Origin of the sequence: Devosia sp. (genome assembly GCF_017744655.1) — a bacterium.
GTDB lineage: Bacteria > Pseudomonadota > Alphaproteobacteria > Rhizobiales > Devosiaceae > Devosia.
On sequence record NZ_JAGIAW010000014.1, the window covers coordinates 330,237 to 349,077 of the forward strand.

At 62.3% G+C, this 18,841-nt stretch carries 14 protein-coding genes; 6 read left to right on the forward strand and 8 right to left on the reverse strand.

Translation table 11 applies throughout. The annotated features are described in order from the left end of the window. Positions 1–34 precede the first annotated feature (34 nt). Entirely contained in the window at positions 35–739 is a 705-nt protein-coding gene (locus tag J7557_RS21145; protein WP_291422380.1) for a GntR family transcriptional regulator, read from the reverse strand. Positions 740–813: 74 nt separating this feature from the next. Between J7557_RS21145 and J7557_RS21150 the strand changes: the two genes are divergently transcribed. The 6 genes from J7557_RS21150 to J7557_RS21175 all read left to right on the forward strand — a co-directional run bounded on the left by J7557_RS21150 (position 814) and on the right by J7557_RS21175 (position 8,174). Beyond that, the gene (locus J7557_RS21150; protein ID WP_291422382.1) at positions 814–1,857 is read left to right on the forward strand and encodes an Ldh family oxidoreductase; all 1,044 of its coding nucleotides are present in this window, start codon (positions 814–816) and stop codon (positions 1,855–1,857) included. Further along, a complete protein-coding gene (locus tag J7557_RS21155) occupies positions 1,854–3,071 on the forward strand; it encodes an iron-containing alcohol dehydrogenase (protein ID WP_291422384.1) in 1,218 nt (405 codons plus the stop codon). The genes J7557_RS21150 and J7557_RS21155 overlap by 4 nt, the downstream gene beginning before the upstream one ends. Before the next feature lie 16 nt (positions 3,072–3,087). Continuing rightward, complete coding sequence (locus tag J7557_RS21160; protein ID WP_291422386.1) at positions 3,088–4,560, forward strand: NAD-dependent succinate-semialdehyde dehydrogenase; 1,473 nt, start codon at positions 3,088–3,090, stop codon at positions 4,558–4,560. Then, complete coding sequence (locus tag J7557_RS21165; protein WP_291422387.1) at positions 4,560–5,348, forward strand: alpha/beta hydrolase; 789 nt, start codon at positions 4,560–4,562, stop codon at positions 5,346–5,348. Before J7557_RS21160 ends, J7557_RS21165 begins: the two co-directional genes overlap by 1 nt. Positions 5,349–5,532: 184 nt before the next feature. Next, on the forward strand, positions 5,533–7,734 hold the full coding sequence (locus J7557_RS21170) for a malate synthase G (protein WP_291422389.1): 2,202 nt from the start codon (positions 5,533–5,535) through the stop codon (positions 7,732–7,734). Further along, a complete protein-coding gene (locus tag J7557_RS21175) occupies positions 7,731–8,174 on the forward strand; it encodes a heme-binding protein (protein ID WP_291422391.1) in 444 nt (147 codons plus the stop codon). Before J7557_RS21170 ends, J7557_RS21175 begins: the two co-directional genes overlap by 4 nt. 26 nt (positions 8,175–8,200) lie before the next feature. Here J7557_RS21175 and J7557_RS21180 read toward each other — a convergent pair whose 3' ends face one another. From J7557_RS21180 to J7557_RS21210, 7 genes are all read right to left on the reverse strand, one after another. Further along, positions 8,201–10,762: a hypothetical protein gene (locus J7557_RS21180; protein WP_291422393.1), complete on the reverse strand. Its 2,562-nt coding sequence runs from the start codon at positions 10,760–10,762 to the stop codon at positions 8,201–8,203. Between the two features lie 80 nt (positions 10,763–10,842). Beyond that, positions 10,843–12,435 carry an ABC transporter substrate-binding protein gene (locus tag J7557_RS21185; protein WP_291422395.1) on the reverse strand — a complete coding sequence of 531 codons (1,593 nt, stop codon included), beginning with the start codon at positions 12,433–12,435 and terminating at the stop codon, positions 10,843–10,845. 174 nt (positions 12,436–12,609) lie between these two features. Then, complete coding sequence (locus J7557_RS21190; RefSeq protein ID WP_291422397.1) at positions 12,610–13,431, reverse strand: IclR family transcriptional regulator; 822 nt, start codon at positions 13,429–13,431, stop codon at positions 12,610–12,612. Between the two features lie 42 nt (positions 13,432–13,473). Beyond that, entirely contained in the window at positions 13,474–15,324 is a 1,851-nt protein-coding gene (locus J7557_RS21195; protein WP_291422399.1) for an ABC transporter ATP-binding protein, read from the reverse strand. 11 nt (positions 15,325–15,335) lie between these two features. Beyond that, a complete protein-coding gene (locus J7557_RS21200) occupies positions 15,336–16,223 on the reverse strand; it encodes an ABC transporter permease (protein WP_291422401.1) in 888 nt (295 codons plus the stop codon). Continuing rightward, entirely contained in the window at positions 16,223–17,158 is a 936-nt protein-coding gene (locus tag J7557_RS21205) for an ABC transporter permease (RefSeq protein ID WP_291422403.1), read from the reverse strand. The genes J7557_RS21200 and J7557_RS21205 overlap by 1 nt, the downstream gene beginning before the upstream one ends. 62 nt (positions 17,159–17,220) lie before the next feature. Continuing rightward, positions 17,221–18,828 carry an ABC transporter substrate-binding protein gene (locus tag J7557_RS21210; protein WP_291422405.1) on the reverse strand — a complete coding sequence of 536 codons (1,608 nt, stop codon included), beginning with the start codon at positions 18,826–18,828 and terminating at the stop codon, positions 17,221–17,223. Between the last annotated feature and the right edge of the window lie 13 nt (positions 18,829–18,841).

Sequence of the window (18,841 nt, forward strand, 5' to 3'; positions counted from 1 at the left end):
GATTGCACCGGCTCCTGGATCATCTGGACCGCGCTCATTCGTCGAAAACCGGCAACAGGCGATCCCGCGAGCGCTCGATATGGATGCGCATGGCCTTTTCGGCGGCTGCGGCGTCGTGCGCTTCGAAAGCGGCGACGATCGCTTCGTGTTCGGCGAGCGCTTCTTCCGTGACGCGCGAATGGAACATCAGGCGGAAGATGTGGAAGTGCACGTGCTGGTGGTTGAGCGTGTCACGAATGAGCTCGTTGCCTGCTACCTTCAGGATCATGTCGTGGAACACGGCGTCCTGCCGGGCGAACTGAGAATAGCGCGCACGTTCGTCGCCAGTCTTGGCCCGACGCCCCATGACGCCGGCCGCCTCGGTTAATTCGGCGACGGACTCGGCATCGAGCCGCGCGACGGCACGGCGCGCGCCATCAGGCTCAAGCAACAGACGCAGGTCATAGAGATCAGCGAACTGCTTGGCGGTGATCTGCGGCGCGGCGCTATAGCCCACGAGATGGGTCTTCCGCACCAAGCCTTCAGCTTCAAGGCGGCTCAGCGCCTCGCGGATCGGGGTCTGCGACACTCGCAATTCGCGCGCCAGGTTGTCGACGGTGATGCGCGAGCCTGGCGCAATCTTTAGGGACATGAGCTGGCCGAACACCGTCTCATAGACTTCGGTCGCAAGGCTATGGCGCTGGATGGCCGTCACCGGTGCGGCGCTGGCGCCCTGATCTGTCGGAAGGTCTCTGGCCATCTTTTCCTCTTGACTTAACCATTGGCTAACATGATGTTCGCCGACATGCAATACGATATCGTATAGGATTTCCGATGAGGATCGAGGCCAGCGAATTGGAGGAGGTGGCAACAGCGCTTTTGCTGAATGCCGGCGCGCCGCTTGCGCATGCGCGCCTCCAAGCCGAAAATCTCATCTATGCCGAATTGACCGGCCATCCGTCGCACGGGTTGCAGCGACTACCGCGCCTGCTCGATCGCATCGCCAAGGGTCTGGCTGACCCCCGCTCACGCGGCATCCTTGACTTGTCGCGCCCGACGGAACTCCATGTCGATGGGCAGCAGGGCCTCGGTCCAGTGATCGCCCTTGTGGCCATTGAAGCCCTGCTCGATCGCGTCGCCCAATATGGCATCGCCTATGCCGCGATCAGCAATTCTAATCACTTGGGGATGATGGCGTTCTACGTCGACACAGTGGCGCGCGCGGGCAAGATCTGCATTGCTCTCTCGACCAGCGAGGCGCTCGTGCACCCATTTGGCGGCACTCGCGCCATGCTCGGCACCAATCCCGTCGCCATCGGCATTCCAACTACCGAAGAACCTTTCGTGCTGGATCTGGCCACTAGCGTGGTTTCGATGGGCAAGGTGCATGACCACGCTTTGCGTGATGTTGCGCTGCAGAGCGGCTGGGCACTCGACGCAGATGGTGAGCCGACGATCGACCCCGAACGCGCCAAGCACGGCTCGATCGCCCCTTTCGGTGACGCCAAGGGATATGGCCTCGGTCTCGCCTTCGAGCTACTGGTCGCAAGCTTGGCCGGCTCGGCCTTTGCGCCGCAGGTGCATGGCACGCTCGACGCCCGGTACGCGGCCAACAAGGGCGATGTATTCGTGATAATCGACCCGCCCCACGCTGGGCTGCAGACCCAACGCATCACCGACTATCTCGCCGCGCTGCGCCGCAGCCCGCCGGCCGATCCGCGGCGTCCCGTCAGCGTGCCTGGCGACGGCGCACGGCAGCGGCGGCAGGTCGCCCTCGAACATGGCGTCGACATCAACGACACCCTCTGGACTGCCCTTCGCGAACGCCTCGGCAAGCCAATCCCTCATTCTCCAGTCAATCAGGAACTCTCGTCATGAGCCTATTCGCAGCCCTTCGATTGCCGCGCGAGGTCCTGTTCGGCGCCGGCCAACGCCATGCCTTGGGTAAAGTCGCCGCACGCCTGGGCAAGCGCGCCCTCGTCTGCACTGATGCACGCCTTGCCGGCGAAGCCGTCTTTGTGGAAATGATCGGCCTTCTCGAAGCCGAGGGCATCACTGTGCTCGTCGATGCGAGCGTCGAACCCGATGTACCCCGCGACTCCTGCACCAAGGTCGCCGATGCGGCGCGCGGCTTTGCGCCCGATCTCGTAATCGGCATCGGCGGCGGCAGTTGTCTCGACCTTGCCAAGACCGTTGCCCTTCTGCTCAAGCATGGCGGCTCGCCGGGCCAGTATTACGGCGAGGGCAAGGTACCCGGCGCCATTCTGCCGATGATTGCCGTGCCGACCACAGCCGGCACCGGTTCGGAGGTTACGCCCGTCGCCGTCCTCTCCGATCCTGATCGCGCTATGAAGGTGGGCATATCGAGCGCCCATCTCATCCCCTCCGCCGCCATCTGCGATCCGGAATTGACCCTGACCTGCCCTGCGGGCCTGACCGCAATTGCCGGTGCAGATGCCCTGACCCATGCGATCGAAGCCTTTACGGCGATCCGCCGCGCGCCCAGCCCAGCCCTCGCGCAAGAACGTGTTTTTGTCGGCAAGAGCGCCCTCACCGATCATTTTGCACTCTTTGCCATCGAACTCCTCGGCCGCAGCCTCGAGCGCGCCTATCGCGAGCCCGACTCAATCGATGCGCGATCCGATGTGATGATGGGCGCGCTCTGCGCGGGCATGGCCTTCGGCACTGCAGGCACTGCCGCGGCTCACGCCATCCAGTATCCTATCGGCACGCTGACTCACACGGCCCATGGCCTCGGTGTTGCCTGCATGCTGCCCTATGTCATGACCTTTAACCGCTCGCACGCAACCGCCGAATTCGCCGCCATCGGCGAAGCCCTGGGCTCGACCGAGACCGACGAAGCCAAGCGCGCCGATGAGGCTATCGAGCTCGTGCGCACGTTGTTCGCCCGCATCGGCATTCCGGCCAACCTCAAGCTTTTGGGGCTCGAGGAAGACAAACTGGGCTGGACCGGTGAGCAGGCGCTGACCATCGGGCGCCTCATCGACAATAATCCGCGGCCGCTCGATACCTCCGCCATGCACCGCCTGATCGGAGCTGCCTTTTCCGGCAACCTCCAGCACGCGATTTGATCTCGGGAATTCTTCAATGACACTCGCTTCTGTCCTGCCCCTCACCTCCCCCGCACTCGATTGCTCGCGCTATGCCAAGGGGCTCTATATCGGCGGCGCCTGGGTCGCGGGCGGAGGCATTCCGGTCGTTGACCCATCGACCGAAGCTGTGCTCGCCGAAGTTGCCGACGCAACAGAGGCGCAGGCGACCGCGGCCGTCGATGCCGCTGCCGCTGCAGCGGCCGGCTGGCGCGCAACCCCGCCCCGCCGGCGCGCCGAAATCCTGCTCCGCTGCCACAAGCTCATGCTCGAGCGGGCTGACGAACTGGCGACCCTGATTTCCCTCGAGAACGGCAAGGCTCTCGGCGACGCGCGCGGCGAGGTCACCTATGCCGCCGAGTTCTTCCGCTGGTATGCCGAAGAGGCCGTGCGCATTGCCGGCGAATATCGGATGGCCCCCTCGGGCAGCAATCGTATCCTGGTCGACATGGAGCCGATCGGCATCGCGGTGCTGATCACGCCCTGGAATTTCCCCGCCGCCATGGCCACGCGCAAGATCGCCCCGGCGCTGGCGGCAGGCTGTACGGTGGTGCTGAAGCCCGCGAGCGAAACTCCGCTGACGGCCTATGCGCTGGCCGAACTCTACGCCGAGGCCGGTGTGCCGGCGGGGGTCGTCAACGTGATCACCACCAGCCGACCCGGCCCGGTGACAGCCGCCATGCTCAACGACGCACGCGTGCGGAAACTCTCCTTCACCGGCTCGACCGGGGTCGGGCGCACCCTTCTTGCCGAAGCGGCAAAGACGGTACTGAGCTGCTCGATGGAACTGGGTGGCAATGCGCCCTTCATCGTCTTCGATGACGCTGATCTCGATGCGGCGCTCGATGGCGCCATGGTTGCCAAGATGCGCAATGCCGGCGAGGCCTGCACTGCGGCCAACCGCTTCATCGTCCAGAATGGCATTTACGATCGCTTCGCCGAAGGCCTCAACAAACGCATGGCCGCCCTTCGCGTCGGCGCCGGCACGGATCCGGCGACGGCCTGTGGTCCGATGATCACCAGGAAGGCCGTCGAAAAGATCGAAACTCTTGTTGCCGATGCCCTGGCCAAGGGTGCGCGCGTCACGACAGGCGGCCAGCGCCCGGATGGCGATGGCTTCTTCTATCCACCCACCGTGCTCGTCGATGTGCCTGCCGATGCGGCCATGGCCAAGGAAGAAATTTTTGGCCCCGTTGCCCCGCTCTATCGTTTCGAGACTGAAGACGAGGCCATCGCCATGGCCAATGATACCGAATATGGCCTCGCAGCCTATGTCTTCACCAGCGACCTCAAGCGCGGCCTCGCCATTTCGGGCCGCATCGAAGCGGGCATGATCGCGCTCAACCGCGGTCTGGTCTCGGATCCCGCGGCCCCCTTCGGCGGCGTCAAGCAAAGTGGGCTTGGTCGCGAAGGCGGCATCCATGGTATCGCTGAATTCATGGAGCCCAAATATGTCGCGGTATCATTCTGATGACAGATCTTTTCCGCACGCGTGACCATGTCGCCGATTTCGATGGCTATCTCACGCGCTTCATCGAGCGCAGCGCGTCAAGCCGTGCCGCGCTTCGAAACAAGCTCGATGTCGCCTATGGCGAAGGTCCCGACGAGCGTCTCGACCTATTCTTTCCGGAAGCGATGAGAACACCGGCTGCCGTGCACCTTTTCGTGCATGGCGGCTATTGGCGCATGTTCAGCAAAAGCGACTATTCCTATGTGGCCGACACGGTCACCCAGGCTGGCGCCATCGCCGCCATCATGGACTACTCACTGATGCCCGCGGTGCGGATGGAAACCATCGTTCGGCAGGTTTCGCGTGCGGTGGATTGGCTAAAGACTAATGCGGCGACGTTCGGAGGTGACGCTGATCGGTTATCCGTCTCGGGCCATTCGGCAGGCGCGCACCTTTGCGCCATGCTGCTCAGCCAAGGCAGTCTTGGTCCCTCGCCCCGCGCACTTCTTCTTAGCGGCGTCTATGAACTCGGCCCTCTCCGCTCCTCCTTCCTGCAACCCCAAATCGGTATCACCGAGGATGAAGTGGAGCGCTTCTCGCCCCTAGGGCTGGACTTGGCACCAGCCGAGACCGCTCGTATCCTCGTCGGCGACAAGGAAACCGGCCCGTTCCATATGCAGGCGCAAGATTTGGCCGAAAAGCTCAAGACATCCGTCGAGGTTATCCCAGGCAATCACATGAGCGTCGTCCTCGATCTCGGCGATTCCAACGCTCCCGCCGGCAAAGCGCTTTTCGAAATCTGTTCCTAGCCTCGTCCGCGCCAACTTGAAGTGATGCGCAATATCCGCGCAGCGTCGCGGGTTCCAACGACTGTTGGCAAACACAACGCCGTCGGCATGCCATCCCACGGGACGGAATTTCGGTAGAGCTTGATCGTGTTGGTCAGTGCCATCGCGCATAACGGGTAATTCAACGATTACACCGGATGCGATTATGTCTGAACTCGTCCCTCGCCATGGATTGAACGTCGCCCCAGAGATGGCGACCTTTATTGAAACCGAGGCGCTGCCTGGTACTGGCGTAGATGTTGATGCTTTTTGGGCCGGATACGCCAAGACGCTGAATGAGCTTGCCCCGGTCAACCGCCAATTGCTGCAACAGCGCGACAGCCTGCAAGCGGCAATCGATGATTGGCACGAGCGGCATCGCGGACGCGACGTTGACGCGCTGCAATATCGGAAGTTTCTAAGCGAAATCGGCTATCTCGCGCCTGAAGGCGGAGAATTCGCCATCGAAACGCGCAATATCGATCCTGAGATTAGCCTCATGGCCGGGCCGCAACTGGTCGTGCCGGTGATGAACGCGCGTTTTGCGCTCAACGCCGCCAATGCGCGCTGGGGCAGCCTCTATGATGCCCTTTATGGCACCGATGCAATTGAAGGCCGCGGTCCGGATGGTGGCGCGGAATATGATCCGGAGCGGGGCGCCGCCGTCGTGGCCTGGGCCGCAAACTTTCTCGACACCGCGCTGCCCCTCGCCACGGGGCGCCACGAGGAGGTTTGCCGCTACGTGATCGAAGGCGGTTCTGGTAGCAGCGGCCTCACCATCGAACTTGCCGATGGCACTCTGGCCGACCTGGCCAATCCCGGCCAGTTCCTTGGCCATGCCGATGTTTCGGAAACCCGGCGCGTTCTGCTGTTCGTGCATAACGGTTTGCACCTTGAAATCCATATCGACCCCCACCACCCCATTGGCCGCAACAGTCCCTCTGGTGTCTGCGACATCGTGATGGAGTCGGCGCTGACGACCATTCAGGATTGTGAGGATTCCATTGCGGCGGTCGACGCCGGAGACAAGGTGAAGGTCTATCGCAACTGGCTTGGCCTGATGAAGGCAGATTTGACCGAGACCATTACCAAGAATGGCCAAACTTTTACCCGCCGACTAGCGCCCGACCGTCACTATACGGGCGTTGATGGAAACACCCTCACCCTACCCGGTCGAAGCCTCATGCTGGTGCGCAATGTCGGGCACCTGATGACCACCGACGCCATCCTCGATTCGAAGGGGCAGGAAACCCCAGAGGGCATCATGGATGCGTTCGTCACGGCGCTCGCCGCCATGCATGAACTGCGCAAGACCGCGGGCCTTCGCAACTCGCGTTCCGGCAGCGTCTATATCGTCAAGCCCAAGATGCACGGCCCCGAAGAGGTGCGGTTTGCCAACACGCTTTTCGACCGTGTTGAAGACGTACTCGGTCTCGCGCGCCATACGCTCAAGATGGGGGTGATGGACGAGGAGCGGCGGACCAGTGTCAATCTCGGCCAATGCATCGCCGCCGCCGCGCAGCGGCTCGTCTTTATCAACACCGGCTTCCTCGATCGAACTGGTGACGAAATCCACACCAGCATGCGCGCCGGCCCCGTCGTGCCTAAGGCAGAGATCAAGGACGCAATCTGGCTGACGGCGTATGAGAACAATAATGTCGACCTTGGGCTTCGCCACGGCCTCGAAGGCCGCGCCCAGATCGGCAAGGGCATGTGGGCACGGCCCGACGATATGCGCGAAATGCTGGCGACCAAGATGGCCCACCCACGTTCGGGCGCCAGCACGGCATGGGTTCCGTCCCCGACCGCGGCAACCCTGCATGCTACCCATTACCATCAGGTCGATGTTGCCCAGGTGCGCGAGAGTCTGCGCCATCGCGAAAGAGCGGCGCTCGACGCCTTGCTGACCCCGCCGCTATTGGGCGGACGCAACCTCTCGAGCGAGGCGATCCAGCGCGAACTGGACAACAATTGCCAGTCCATCCTGGGCTATGTTGTGCGCTGGATAGACCAGGGTATCGGTTGCTCGAAAGTTCCTGACGTCAATGACGTCGCCCTGATGGAGGATCGTGCAACCCTCAGGATCTCGTCCCAGCACATCGCCAACTGGCTGCTCCATGGCCTCGTCACCGAGGCGCAGGTGGTCAGCACCATGCAGCGCATGGCCGTCGTCGTCGATATGCAGAATGCTGACGATGTTTCCTACCATCCGATGGCCCCTGCCCCAGAGCGATCCATCGCCTTCCAGACGGCGCTGGAGCTGGTTCTGGAAGGCGGTTCGCAGCCGAATGGGTATACCGAACCGATTCTCCACAAGCGGCGCCGGCAGGCCAAGGCGGCGGCGAGCCCGGAGCGCGCAACGGCATGATCACAGTTCAACGACTTGCACTCAGCGATAGCCACATTCTGCTCGAAGGAGCCCGACGCAAGGCAGAAGAAATCGGCATTCCCATGTGCATCGCCATCACCGACGAAAGCGGCAATCTCCTGGCTTTCGAGCGCATGGATGGCGGCAAGATCACCAGCACGACGATCGCCATCGATAAGGCCTATACCGCGGCCGGTGCGCGTCGAGCGACCCACGAATACGGCGCGGCCAGCCAGCCCGGCAGCCCCGCTTATGGCATCAACAGCGCCATTGGCGGCCGTCTGATGGTGGTGGGCGGCGGCCTGCCCGTGACCACTGACGGAGCGGTCGTCGGCGGGATCGGCGTCAGTTCCGGCACTCCCGCACAGGACCAGGCTGTCGCCCAGGCCGGTATCGACCACTTCTTCAGAATCTCCGGGGCCAGCCAGCGGCCGGGTTGATCCCGGCTCGTCCGGCTGGCCACCTATCACGCCTGGAGGGCGGTGTGATAGGGTTCGTTGGCGAGGTTGCCCTCAAGGCCCGGCGAGATGAAGGGGCCCGAGTCCATCACCCCGGTGACAAAATACTGCAGGTGATATGGGCTTTTTGTATAGTCGGCGGGAATGACGCCGAGATACGCACCATCCGATGCCGTCATGGTGCTCGCCACCCAGCGCTCAGCCTGATTGACGTGACGATAGTGAAGTACGGGTGGCTCGTCGAACACCTCGTCGATGCGCACCGTGAATGCCTCCCCCGCCTGCACCGTATCCGGAACGCTTTTGGCCAGCCGCCGACCCGTCACCGGCTTGCGCTCGGCGATCGCGTCAAGCGCATGCTGGACGTCGGGTCGCATGGGCGTCGTACTGCCCTGACCGGCGCCGGTATAGTTTTTAAGCGCCCCACGAGATGCTTCGATATCGAGGATCTCGGCCCTGATTTCCTCGAGCCGCGAATGCCAGGAGCCGCGCATCCAACTCTGCGGCCCATAGGTGATGTCGTTGTCGTAAACCTCTCGGCTGACCGCCGCGATCCCCTCCCATGCCGTCACCGAGCGCCGGACATAGTCGAGCGCTGTATCGATCACCGAGGTCACATGCGTTGCCAGCCATATTTCGGCGTAGATTGCGGCCCGGAAACGTTCGGCAAAAAAGCGCGCAATGCCGGCCGCAATGGCCGCGTCGATAACGAGACGCTGTACCGCGGGTCGACCTGACGCCTTGCAAGCCTTGATATCGATAAGGGCGTGTTCGACGCCCGCGGCCATCTCTTCCAGCCAGTCGGCGACGTCGAGCGGGGTGTAGCGATGGTCGACCTCCCCCGCCAGGAGGCGTTCGGCATGTTCGCGCGGGCTCATGAACAGCTCGGAATCGAACGGGACGACATTGCCAAACCGCGCTTCCCCCTCGATGTCGAAAGCATAGGCACGACCGTTATTGCCCGGGATCAGGCTGATATTCGTGTAAATCTCGGGCCAATAGTGATTGTTCGACGCCGACGGTGCGTGAGCCATCGATATCAATGGCAGGACCCGGCTCGCCAGGCCCAGCGCGCGCTCGCAGAGATCAGCCGCATCCCCGCAATCGCTGCGCAATTCGCGCATCCAGCTTTCCCGCGGTGCGTCAGGATTATAGAGGAGCCGCCCCCAGACGCGGTACTGATAGCGGTATTTCTCCCAATCGTATCGCGGGAGCAGGTCCTGCCGCTGATAATTGAGACGGCCGCCCGGAATACCCGTTCCCATCCGGCCCTTGAAGCTCAGCGGCTCGCAAAGCTCTACCCCATCGGCACCTGCAAACATTGAGCTGCGCGCGTATCCGGCAGCCAGTTCAGGATCACCCCAGAGGAGCACGCGCTGCGTGCCCGGCCAGATGCGGAAGATGACTTTATAGTCCTTATCCTTGGTCAGGAGGTCGCCATAGCTGTAGCGCAGGAAACTCCGCGACCCTGCGCTGATCCGTTCGCGGTCGCTGCGGCCTGGATTCTTGGGATATTCGCGATTGCGGATCGCCGACTGGTGATAGGGCAGTCCCATGTGTTCAGACATGTATTTGGGCGATGCCGCGACCGGCATACCGCTCCGGCGTGCCACATCGAGCATTTCGTGGTCGAGCCCCTTGCCGTGCATATCGATCTCGACGGGACGACCCGCAGCGGCAACACCGGCAAACGCCTCTTTCCAGAAATCATAGTCGCCCTCGGAAATGCCACCCTCGACATGGACCCGGAAGGTCAGGCCTGTAATCTCGGGGACCTGGATCAGCAGTTCGGTCAAGGCGTCCCGACAATAGGGCGCCAGATTGTCGTCGGTGACCCCCACCACGGTCTGCCTGGCCCGCGGCACATCATCGAAGTCGTAGCGCTGCGTCCAAAGGGCGAGCTGGAATTCCATTCCGCGGCGGGCCGTTTCTCTCGCCACGAACTGCAATGTCTCGAGATTGCGTCGCCGCTCCGCCTCGCCCAACCCTTCGATGGCAATGCCATAGCCGGGCATATCCAGCAGGTAGGGGTAGGGAAAGTAGAAATAGACGTCGGTGATCCACAGATTATGGCCGGGATAATTGTAGCCCATGCCCAAGGTCAGCGAAAAACGGTTGATCCTGTTATAGGCCAGCATATCGAGATAGGCGCACCACTGGTTCTGGTCATAGAACCAGATCTTGTCCTCCTCCTCGCTGCAGAAGAGCCTGGCGATGGATCGCACGCGCGCTGTCGGCGTCTCGGCAATCGGCAACTGCCCGAAGATGTTCTCACCGGTCCGCGCATGCGCGACGCGATCGGCGAGTTCGGTCAGGCCATAGATAAGGCCGCGCTCATCCGCGCCCCATACACCTATCCCACCCGCCGTTTCGAACAGCGCGTAGCTCTCCGCCGTGTCGGAGACGGCAAGCGCATCCGGAGCGGAATCCGCCAGTTCGATCTTGAAGGGCGCGGCAGCGTCGAGGACGACATTGCGCCTCTGAAGGCTCGAGTGCAGCTCGGCCAGGGCCCAGAGCACGGCAGGGGAGGTGTGCGAAACGGCAAGATGAACGGCGTTCGGCCAGACCATCGATATCTAACTCCAGAAAGAAGACACTGCATGGACGGCAGCGCCAGGTGGCCGGCGTCGCCGCCGGCCAGGTCGTTTGCTCACGTGCGGGTCATGCGCGTCAGATCCCAGTCCGAACCGCCCGATTCCACCTCGTAGCCGAGATCGACGCCGACCCCGCGGACCATAAGGAAGCCATTGGTGCAGATGGGCAGATAGACCGCATCGCGCAGCACCTGGGCCTCGGCCTCTCGGACCAGTTCGAGCCGCCTGTCGAGATTGGCCTCGGACAGGGCGGCCTCGATCATCTCATCGATACCCGGCATTTCGAGACCGTAGCGGCTCAGGTTCTGCCCGCCCTCCGCAGCACTCGTGGACGAGAGATACTGCAGCAGCGGCACTGTGGGCACGGGCGGGAACGCAGCAGAAAGCATGGAGAGCGAATTGGTGCCTGCCACCTGGTCTGCATGGAACGTGGTGTGCTCCTTGACCGCCAGGTTCATGGTGATGCCGGCGCGGCGAAGCTGCTCCTGTACCATCAGGGCGATGGACGAATAGTCCTCGCGCTGTGACGTATAGGCGTCGAAGGTAAAATTCGCGATGCCAGCCTCCGCCAGCAGTGCCTGGGATTTCTCGATGTCGAGATCGTAGCGGATGTCGTCCGGAATGGTCTCTGCAGTGAAGGCCCCCAGGAAACTGGGCGGATTGACACCGTAGGTCTCGGCCCCGAACGGGGCCATGGCCTGGGCGATCTCCTTGCGGTCGATGGCGTAAAAGATCGCCTGGCGCACGCGGACATCGTCGAACGGCTTGATCCTGAGATTGACGTGCAGGGAGAAAAAGCTTCCCGGACGGGAGACGTCAAAACCAAGGCCCGGCCGCTGTTGCTCGAGCGAAGGTACCCAGCCGGGCGCACGGACGCCCTCGATCATGTCGAGATCACCCGAAAGCAGGGCCAACGTGCGGGCCGTGGTGTCGGCCACATAGCTGAAGTGGATGCGCGGCGTTGCCGGCGGCTCGCCCCAATAGTCGGGATTGGCAACGAGCGTCACCCCGTCCGCGGGATTTTCGTGAACCTTCTCCACCTGATAGGGTCCGGTGCCGATAGGATCGAACTCGATGGCGGTCTCGCCCTTCTCTTCGATCGCCTTGCGAGACATGATATTTGTCGAATAGCCGAGCAGCGAACTCACGGGAAACAGCGGATCGGGCCTCTTGAGCGAGAACACGACGTCGTAGGGACCGGTCTGCTCAATACTGGCAATGTTCTCGAACACGGCCCGGCTCGTGCCGGCCCGCTCGGGGTCGAGCATGCGCTCCAGCGAGTACTTGACGTCGTCCGACGTCATCTCGCCATAACCCTTGTGAAACTGCACGCCTTCACGCAGCTTGAAGGTCCAGGTGCGCGCATCCTCCGCCACGTTCCAGGACAAGGCTAGACCGGGCTGCAGCTCATCGAGGCTTTCGGGATAGCGGCCCAGCGGCGCGGTCACCAGCCGATCATGGACGTGATTGATGGTCCAGGCATCGGCCCCCTGGTTGATCTTTGCCGCATCGAAATTGCGCGGTCCGCCGGCAGCGAAAGCGACCCTCAGCGTGTCGCTCCCATCCTGCGCCCAGGCACTGCGTCCAAGTCCGCCCGCCAGGATGGCGCCTGCGGCACCGGCTGCCAGGAATGTTCTCCGATTTACCATTATCTCTCCTCCCACCGACGCCGGATTGCACTGGCAAACTGGCGATGGGAGAAGGCTATTTGAGGTAGGCGGGATATCGGCTCGATTTAATCATACTTTTCACGATGCGGGACGCTTTCATCTGATGAAAACGGCTTTCCCGATACACAAGCCCTGCCCTCCCGGATCGCGGGTTCAGTGACCTGCGGGGGCCTGACCGCCCAACGACAGTGTAAGTTCCCGAGCAATCTGGGCGACCACCTCGCCCACCGGCTCCACGCGCTCATCCGTCAGACGGGCGGTCAAGCCGGAAACGGAAACGGCGCAAAGCACTTCTGAATGGGAATCGTAGACAGTGGCGGCGATGCAGCGCAGGCCGACCTGATATTCCTCGTCGTCGATCGCGTAGCCATTGATCCTCACTCGATGCAGTTCCTCCTTGAGGGCCGACATGCGCAGGATCGACTTCGGCGTAAAGCGTTGCATCCCCCGCACAGCGACGCTCGCGGCCACTTCTTCCGGCGAATAGGTCGAGAGGATGGCCTTGCCCAGACCCGAGTTGACGATCGGCACATGACCGCCGACCCGAGTGATGGCACGCATGATCTCCCGGCTCTCGACCTGCGAGAGGACGACGACCTCGCCGTCCTCGATATAGCCCAGATTTGCGGTCTCACGGGTCAGGTCGCGCAGCCTTCGCAGATAGGGTAGCGCCGTGGCCACGAAATTCCGTCGCCGAACGAAGCGCGTGCCCACCATGAAGCTCTGCCGCCCCACATGCCAGAGGCCGTCCGTTGGGTCGAATTGGACGAATTGACGCTTCTGCAGCGTCGTCAGCAGTCGGTGCGCCGTTGAAGGCGATAACCTCGTGCGTCCCGCCAAGTCCACAAGCCGGCAGCCTTCTTCGTCCTCCGCGAGGGCCTCAAGCAGCGATAAAGCGCGATCGACCGACTGCACACTTCCCGATCGGCTTGCGGGATCACGGGCCGCGCCCTTGCCGGGCGATATCAAAACCACGTCCACCTCCTCCTTCTCAACGGCCCGACAGCCACGCCCTCCTCAGGCCGCCGGCACCATCCTCTGCCAATCTTCCTTCCATTCCTGGACCAGATGCCCGCCTCCGAGATCCCGGTACTCTTGCGCCAGCGGCACGTAGTCGAGGCTCCGGATCGGACTCTTGATTTCGAAATTGTCGACGCCTCGCACCTGGTTCCGACGGGCCGGATCAGGCACCGGAACGGCAGCGATGAGGCGCTTCGTGTAGGGATGCTGAGGATTGGCGAACACCGCCTTTGTGGGGCCGATCTCGACGATTTCGCCCAGATACATCACGGCGACGCGATGGCTCATCCGCTCGACGACGGCCATATCGTGGGAAATGAAGAGGTAGCTCAGCCCCAATTGCTGCTGCAGGTCGAGCAGCAGATTGACCACCTGCGCCTTGATCGACACGTCGAGCCCGGACACAGACTCGTCCGCCACGATCACCTTGGGCGACAGTGACAAGGCCCTTGCAATACAGATGCGCTGGCGCTGCCCGCCCGAGAATTGCTGGGGGTAGCGGCTTGCAACGGCCGGATCGAGCCCCACACGTTCGAGCAGGTCGGCCACCATGGCGCGCGCCTGCTCGCGTGTACCGAGCTTGTGCGTCAGGAACGGTTCGGCCACAGCTTCACCCACACGGATGCGTGGATTGAGGCTGGCGAACGGATCCTGAAAGATCATCTGGATATGCCGGCGCATGTCGCGCATCCGGGCGGCGTCGAGGCTCAGCACATCTTGGCCATCGATACGCACCTCTCCACTTTGTGGCGCGGTGAGCCTCATGATGGTGCGGCCGGTAGTCGATTTCCCGCAGCCCGATTCTCCGACCAGGGAAAGCGTCTCGCCGGGCAGAATATCAAAGCTGACATTCTCGACGGCATGGACGCGTCCTTTGATGCCGCCGAAGAAACCGGAGGGAATATCGAAGCGCTTGACGAGATTGCGCACCGAGAGAGCGGGCGTCGCAACATGCTTCACCGTATCGGGACGCGGGGCCGAAATACGCAATTCTCCGCTCGTCTTGTCGATGAGCGGGAAGTGTTCCGGCTGCCCCGAGATCGCGCTGCCCAATTGTGGCACCGCAGCGATCAGGCTCCGCGTATAGGCGCTCGTGGGCGCCGAGAAGATCGTGTCCGTCGCGCCCTGCTCGACCACCTCGCCACCGAGCATCACCACGGTGCGTTCGGCGATCTCGGCCACCACGCCCATATCGTGCGTGATGAAGAGGACGCCCATCTCCTCTTCCTGCTGCAACTGCTTGATCAGTTGCAAGATCTGGGCCTGGATCGTGACGTCGAGGGCGGTCGTCGGCTCATCGGCGATCAGCAGCTTCGGTTTGCAGGCCAGCGCCATCGCGATCATGACGCGTTGCCGCATACCGCCGGAGAGACTGTGCGGCAGGTCCTCGGCTCTCGCCTTGGCGGCGGGGATGCGCACACGTTCCAGAAGGCGCACGGCCTCCGCCTTGGCTGCCGCCCCATCCATCTGGTCATGTATGGTCAGGGTCTCGGCGATCTGGTCGCCGATCCGCACCAACGGATTGAGGCTGGTCAGAGCCTCCTGGAAGACCATGCCGATCTGCCGCCCGCGCACCAGGCGCATCTGTGCCTCGGGCAGGCCGATCAATTCCTGTCCGGCAAGCGTTACTGACCCTTCGATGCGGCTGGAGGCAGGGTCGAGGAGGCGCATGATCGAAAGCGCTGTGACGCTCTTGCCTGATCCCGATTCCCCCACCACTGCCAGCGTCTGGCGCGGCTCAATATCGAATGAGGTTCCCTTGACGATCTGCGTCCAGCCGGTCGGCGTGCGAAAACTGGTCCTCAGGTCGCGGACAGAAAGGATAGGCGAGGAAGGCTTGTCACTCATGATGTTGCGCCTCACTCGGACGAAGAGGTGGACGGATCGAGCGCGTCGCGGATCGCATCCCCCACCAGGTTGAAGGCGAGCACGACCAGCGTGATGGCGGCACCGGCGCCGATGATCGGCCAGGGAGAGCCGAAGATATTGTTGAGGCCATCGCGGATGATGTTGCCCCAGCTTGGATTCGGCGGCGGCGTACCGATGCCGAGAAAGCTCAGCGAGGCCTCGAGGCGAATGGCGGAGGCGACCCAGAGCATGGCAAGCACCACGATCGGTGCCATGATGTTGGGAATGATGTGGCGCATGATGATGACAGGCGTGCGCACCCCGACGGAAATGGCCGCCTCGACATAGGGCTCGCGCTTGACTGCCATGGTCTGGGCTCGCGCCAGACGCGCAAAACCCGGCACAAAGGCGATCGTGATCACGAAGATCACATTCCAGAAGCCGCCCCCGAGCACCGCAGCGATCAGAATGGCAAGGAGCAGTTCGGGAAAGGCCAGCAGCAGGTCGATGACGCGCGAAATGACTCTGTCGATCACGCCGCCGAAATACCCCGCCAGGACCCCCAACGTGGTGCCGACGATCGCCGCGCAAAATGGCGAAATCAATCCAAAGAGCAGCGAGTTACGCGATCCATAGATGATGCGCGAGAGCACGTCGCGGCCGAACTGGTCGGTTCCGAGCCAGTTTTCGGAACTTGGAAGCCTGTTGATCTTGATCATCGACTGCGCGAGCGGATCGTAGGGCGCAAGCACAGGGGCGAGGATCGCGACCAAAACGAAGATGACAATAACGAGAACGGCAAAGATCGTTCCGGGCTTGCCTAAGAGCGTTTCGCGAACGACATCGAGAGTGGTGGGCTGGGGAGGCAATACCGGCCTCGCTTCGCTGAGAAGGCTCATTATTTCCCCCGTATCCGTGGGTCGACGATGATGTAGACGAGATCCATCAGCAGGTTGATGACCACCACGAACATGGCGAAGACCACCACGCCGCCTTGGATCACAGCGTAGTCCCGCTCGGAAATCGCATTGACGAGCAGTTTGCCGACGCCGGGTCGATTGAAGACCATCTCGATGGCCACGGACCCCGACAGCGTTGCCAGCAGGCTCAACCCAAGACCTGTCGTGATCGGCAGGAGAGCGTTGCGCAGGCCATGGCGATAGATGACCCGGCTTTCCTTGGCGCCTTTGGCGCGCGCGGTGCGCACGAAATCCTTCCCCAGAACCTCAAGGAGCGAGGTGCGGGTCAGCCGACCGATGAAGGCTGCCTTGACAAAGGCAAGCGTGAGAGCGGGCAGAAACACATGGTACATGCGGTCGGCAAAACCGTCGCCGCCGCCATTGATGGGAAACCAGCCCAGATTGAGGGCGAAGGTAATGAGCAGTAGCGCCCCAAGATAGAAATCAGGAATGGCATAACCGATCAGCGAGAAGACCCGCACTCCACTGTCCGGAAGCTTGTTCCGATTGGTGGCTGCCATGACCCCGAGCGGCACGCCGGCCAGAATGCCCATGAGCATGGCGACGAGTGTCAGTTCGATCGTGTAGGGCAGGTTGTAGGCAATAAGCTGGATGACCTGCCGACCATTGGATGTCGAGGTCCCAAAATCGAGCAGAAACACGCCGCGGATGAAGTTAAAGAACTGCAGCCACAGTGGGTCATTGAGCCCCATCTGTTCGCGCAGGATCGCCAGCTGCTCGGCGGTCGCCATGTCCCCCAGCGCTGCCAGCGCCGGGTCGCCCGGCAGGATGCGCATGGCGAAGAATACCAGTGCGAGCACCAGGAAAACGGTCGGGATTGCATCGAGCAATCGCATGATAAGAGTACGTCCCACGGCCGCCTCTCCGGTTCAGAGACCTGCAGATAGGGGTGGCGACGGGCGCCACCCCCGATTGATCAGGCCGCGCGGCGCGCGCGCCACAGTGCCCAGGCAGCGCCACCCGACACGACTTCGTATCCGAGGTCGACACGCGGATTACGGGCCACCACATAGCCGAGCGTGATGATGCCGAGACATGGAAGGTCGGTCAGGATCTTCTTCTCGATCTCCTTGAAGATCGCGACCCGCGCCTCAAAGCTGGGTTCGTCCTGAACCTTGGCCAACAGATCGTCGATGCCGGGGATCACTTCGCCATAGTGGCTATAATTGCCACCGCCGGTGCCGTCGGCTTTGACGGTGGCCGGGCCCGAAACCTGCTGGGTGAAGATATTGACCGGCAGGGGCGGATAGCTCGTCGAATTGAGCGGCATGGCGTTCTTGTCGTTGCGGTTATCCGCATGGAACGTGTTGTGCTCGATGACCGGCATGTCGAGATTGATGCCGACCGCACGCAGTTGCTCCTGCACGATCAGCATGATCGTCTGGTAGTCCTCGCGCTGGCTGACATAGCAGGGAATGGTGACGCCACCCCCAAGACCGGCTTCTGCCAGCAAGGCCTTCGCCTTTTCCGGGTCGTAATTGTACTTGAGCTCCTCGGGCAGCTCGTCCTTGGTGACCGAGCCTTCGAACTGGCTGGCGATGAGGCCGACCATGGGCTTGGCCACCGCACCATAGGCCTGCGCGATCTGTTCGTTGTCGATCGCATAGCGAATGGCCTGACGAACGCGAATGTCGTCAAGCGGCTTGCGCGTCAGATTGAGGTGCAGGAAGTTGAAGCTGCCTGGCGAGGTCACGTCGAAAACGGTGTCCGCCGAGCGCTGCTGCATGGATTCGATCCAGCCGGGCGAACGGACGCCGTCGATCATGTCGGCCTGGCCGGAAGCGAAGGCGAGCGTGCGGGCAGTCGTGTCGGCGATGAAGGTAAACAGCAGGCGCTCGGTAGCGGCTTTTTCACCCCAGAATTCGGGGAAGGCCGTCAGCAGGGCACCCTGCGCATCATCATAGCTTTCGAGCTGGAACGGGCCCGTTCCGATGGGATCGAAATTGTAGCTCTCGCCCTTCTCCTCGAAGGCCTTCTTGCTCAGGATCGCGGCCGACAGGGTCGAAACCACCGTGCCGTTGAACATCGGATCGGGGCGCTTGAGAGTAATGACGATCGTGTAGTCGTCCGGCGCCTCGATGGAGGCGATATTGCCGAAATAGAGCTTGTTGACCGTCACGGTGTCGGGATCGAGTTGGCGGTTGTAGGTGAACAGCACGTCCTCGGCGGTCATCTCGCCGTAGCCCTTGTGGAATTGCACGCCCTTGCGCAGGCGATAGGTCCAGGTCAGGGCGTCCTCGGTGTTCTCCCAGCTTTCGGCCAGGGCCGGCTCGAAGTCCTCGGGCCGGTTCGCATAGGTACCGTCCGGCACCTTCACGAGGCCGTTGTACATCTGGAACATCACCCAGTTGTCGGCGCCGACGGTACCGGTCTGCTGCGGGCTGAGCGCATTGAGCCCACGCACGGCCAGAGCCATGGTGATGGTGCCCGCCTCCTGCGCCTGCGCCGCGAGATTGAGGCCTAGCCCCATGGCGACACCGGCAGCACCGGCCGCGCCAAGAAATGTCCTACGAGATAGTGTCATGTCCCCTCCTCTG

Excerpts from the sequence above, each read along its gene's own strand:
- J7557_RS21200 (WP_291422401.1), bottom strand. The coding sequence starts at position 16,223 with ATGAGCCTTCTCAGCGAAGCGAGGCCGGTATTGCCTCCCCAGCCCACC.
- J7557_RS21145 (WP_291422380.1), bottom strand. The coding sequence starts at position 739 with ATGGCCAGAGACCTTCCGACAGATCAGGGCGCCAGCGCCGCACCGGTG.
- J7557_RS21170 (WP_291422389.1), top strand. The coding sequence starts at position 5,533 with ATGTCTGAACTCGTCCCTCGCCATGGATTGAACGTCGCCCCAGAGATG.
- J7557_RS21195 (WP_291422399.1), bottom strand. The coding sequence starts at position 15,324 with ATGAGTGACAAGCCTTCCTCGCCTATCCTTTCTGTCCGCGACCTGAGG.
- J7557_RS21185 (WP_291422395.1), bottom strand. The coding sequence starts at position 12,435 with ATGGTAAATCGGAGAACATTCCTGGCAGCCGGTGCCGCAGGCGCCATC.
- J7557_RS21165 (WP_291422387.1), top strand. The coding sequence starts at position 4,560 with ATGACAGATCTTTTCCGCACGCGTGACCATGTCGCCGATTTCGATGGC.
- J7557_RS21210 (WP_291422405.1), bottom strand. The coding sequence starts at position 18,828 with ATGACACTATCTCGTAGGACATTTCTTGGCGCGGCCGGTGCTGCCGGT.
- J7557_RS21150 (WP_291422382.1), top strand. The coding sequence starts at position 814 with ATGAGGATCGAGGCCAGCGAATTGGAGGAGGTGGCAACAGCGCTTTTG.
- J7557_RS21180 (WP_291422393.1), bottom strand. The coding sequence starts at position 10,762 with ATGGTCTGGCCGAACGCCGTTCATCTTGCCGTTTCGCACACCTCCCCT.
- J7557_RS21155 (WP_291422384.1), top strand. The coding sequence starts at position 1,854 with ATGAGCCTATTCGCAGCCCTTCGATTGCCGCGCGAGGTCCTGTTCGGC.
- J7557_RS21175 (WP_291422391.1), top strand. The coding sequence starts at position 7,731 with ATGATCACAGTTCAACGACTTGCACTCAGCGATAGCCACATTCTGCTC.
- J7557_RS21160 (WP_291422386.1), top strand. The coding sequence starts at position 3,088 with ATGACACTCGCTTCTGTCCTGCCCCTCACCTCCCCCGCACTCGATTGC.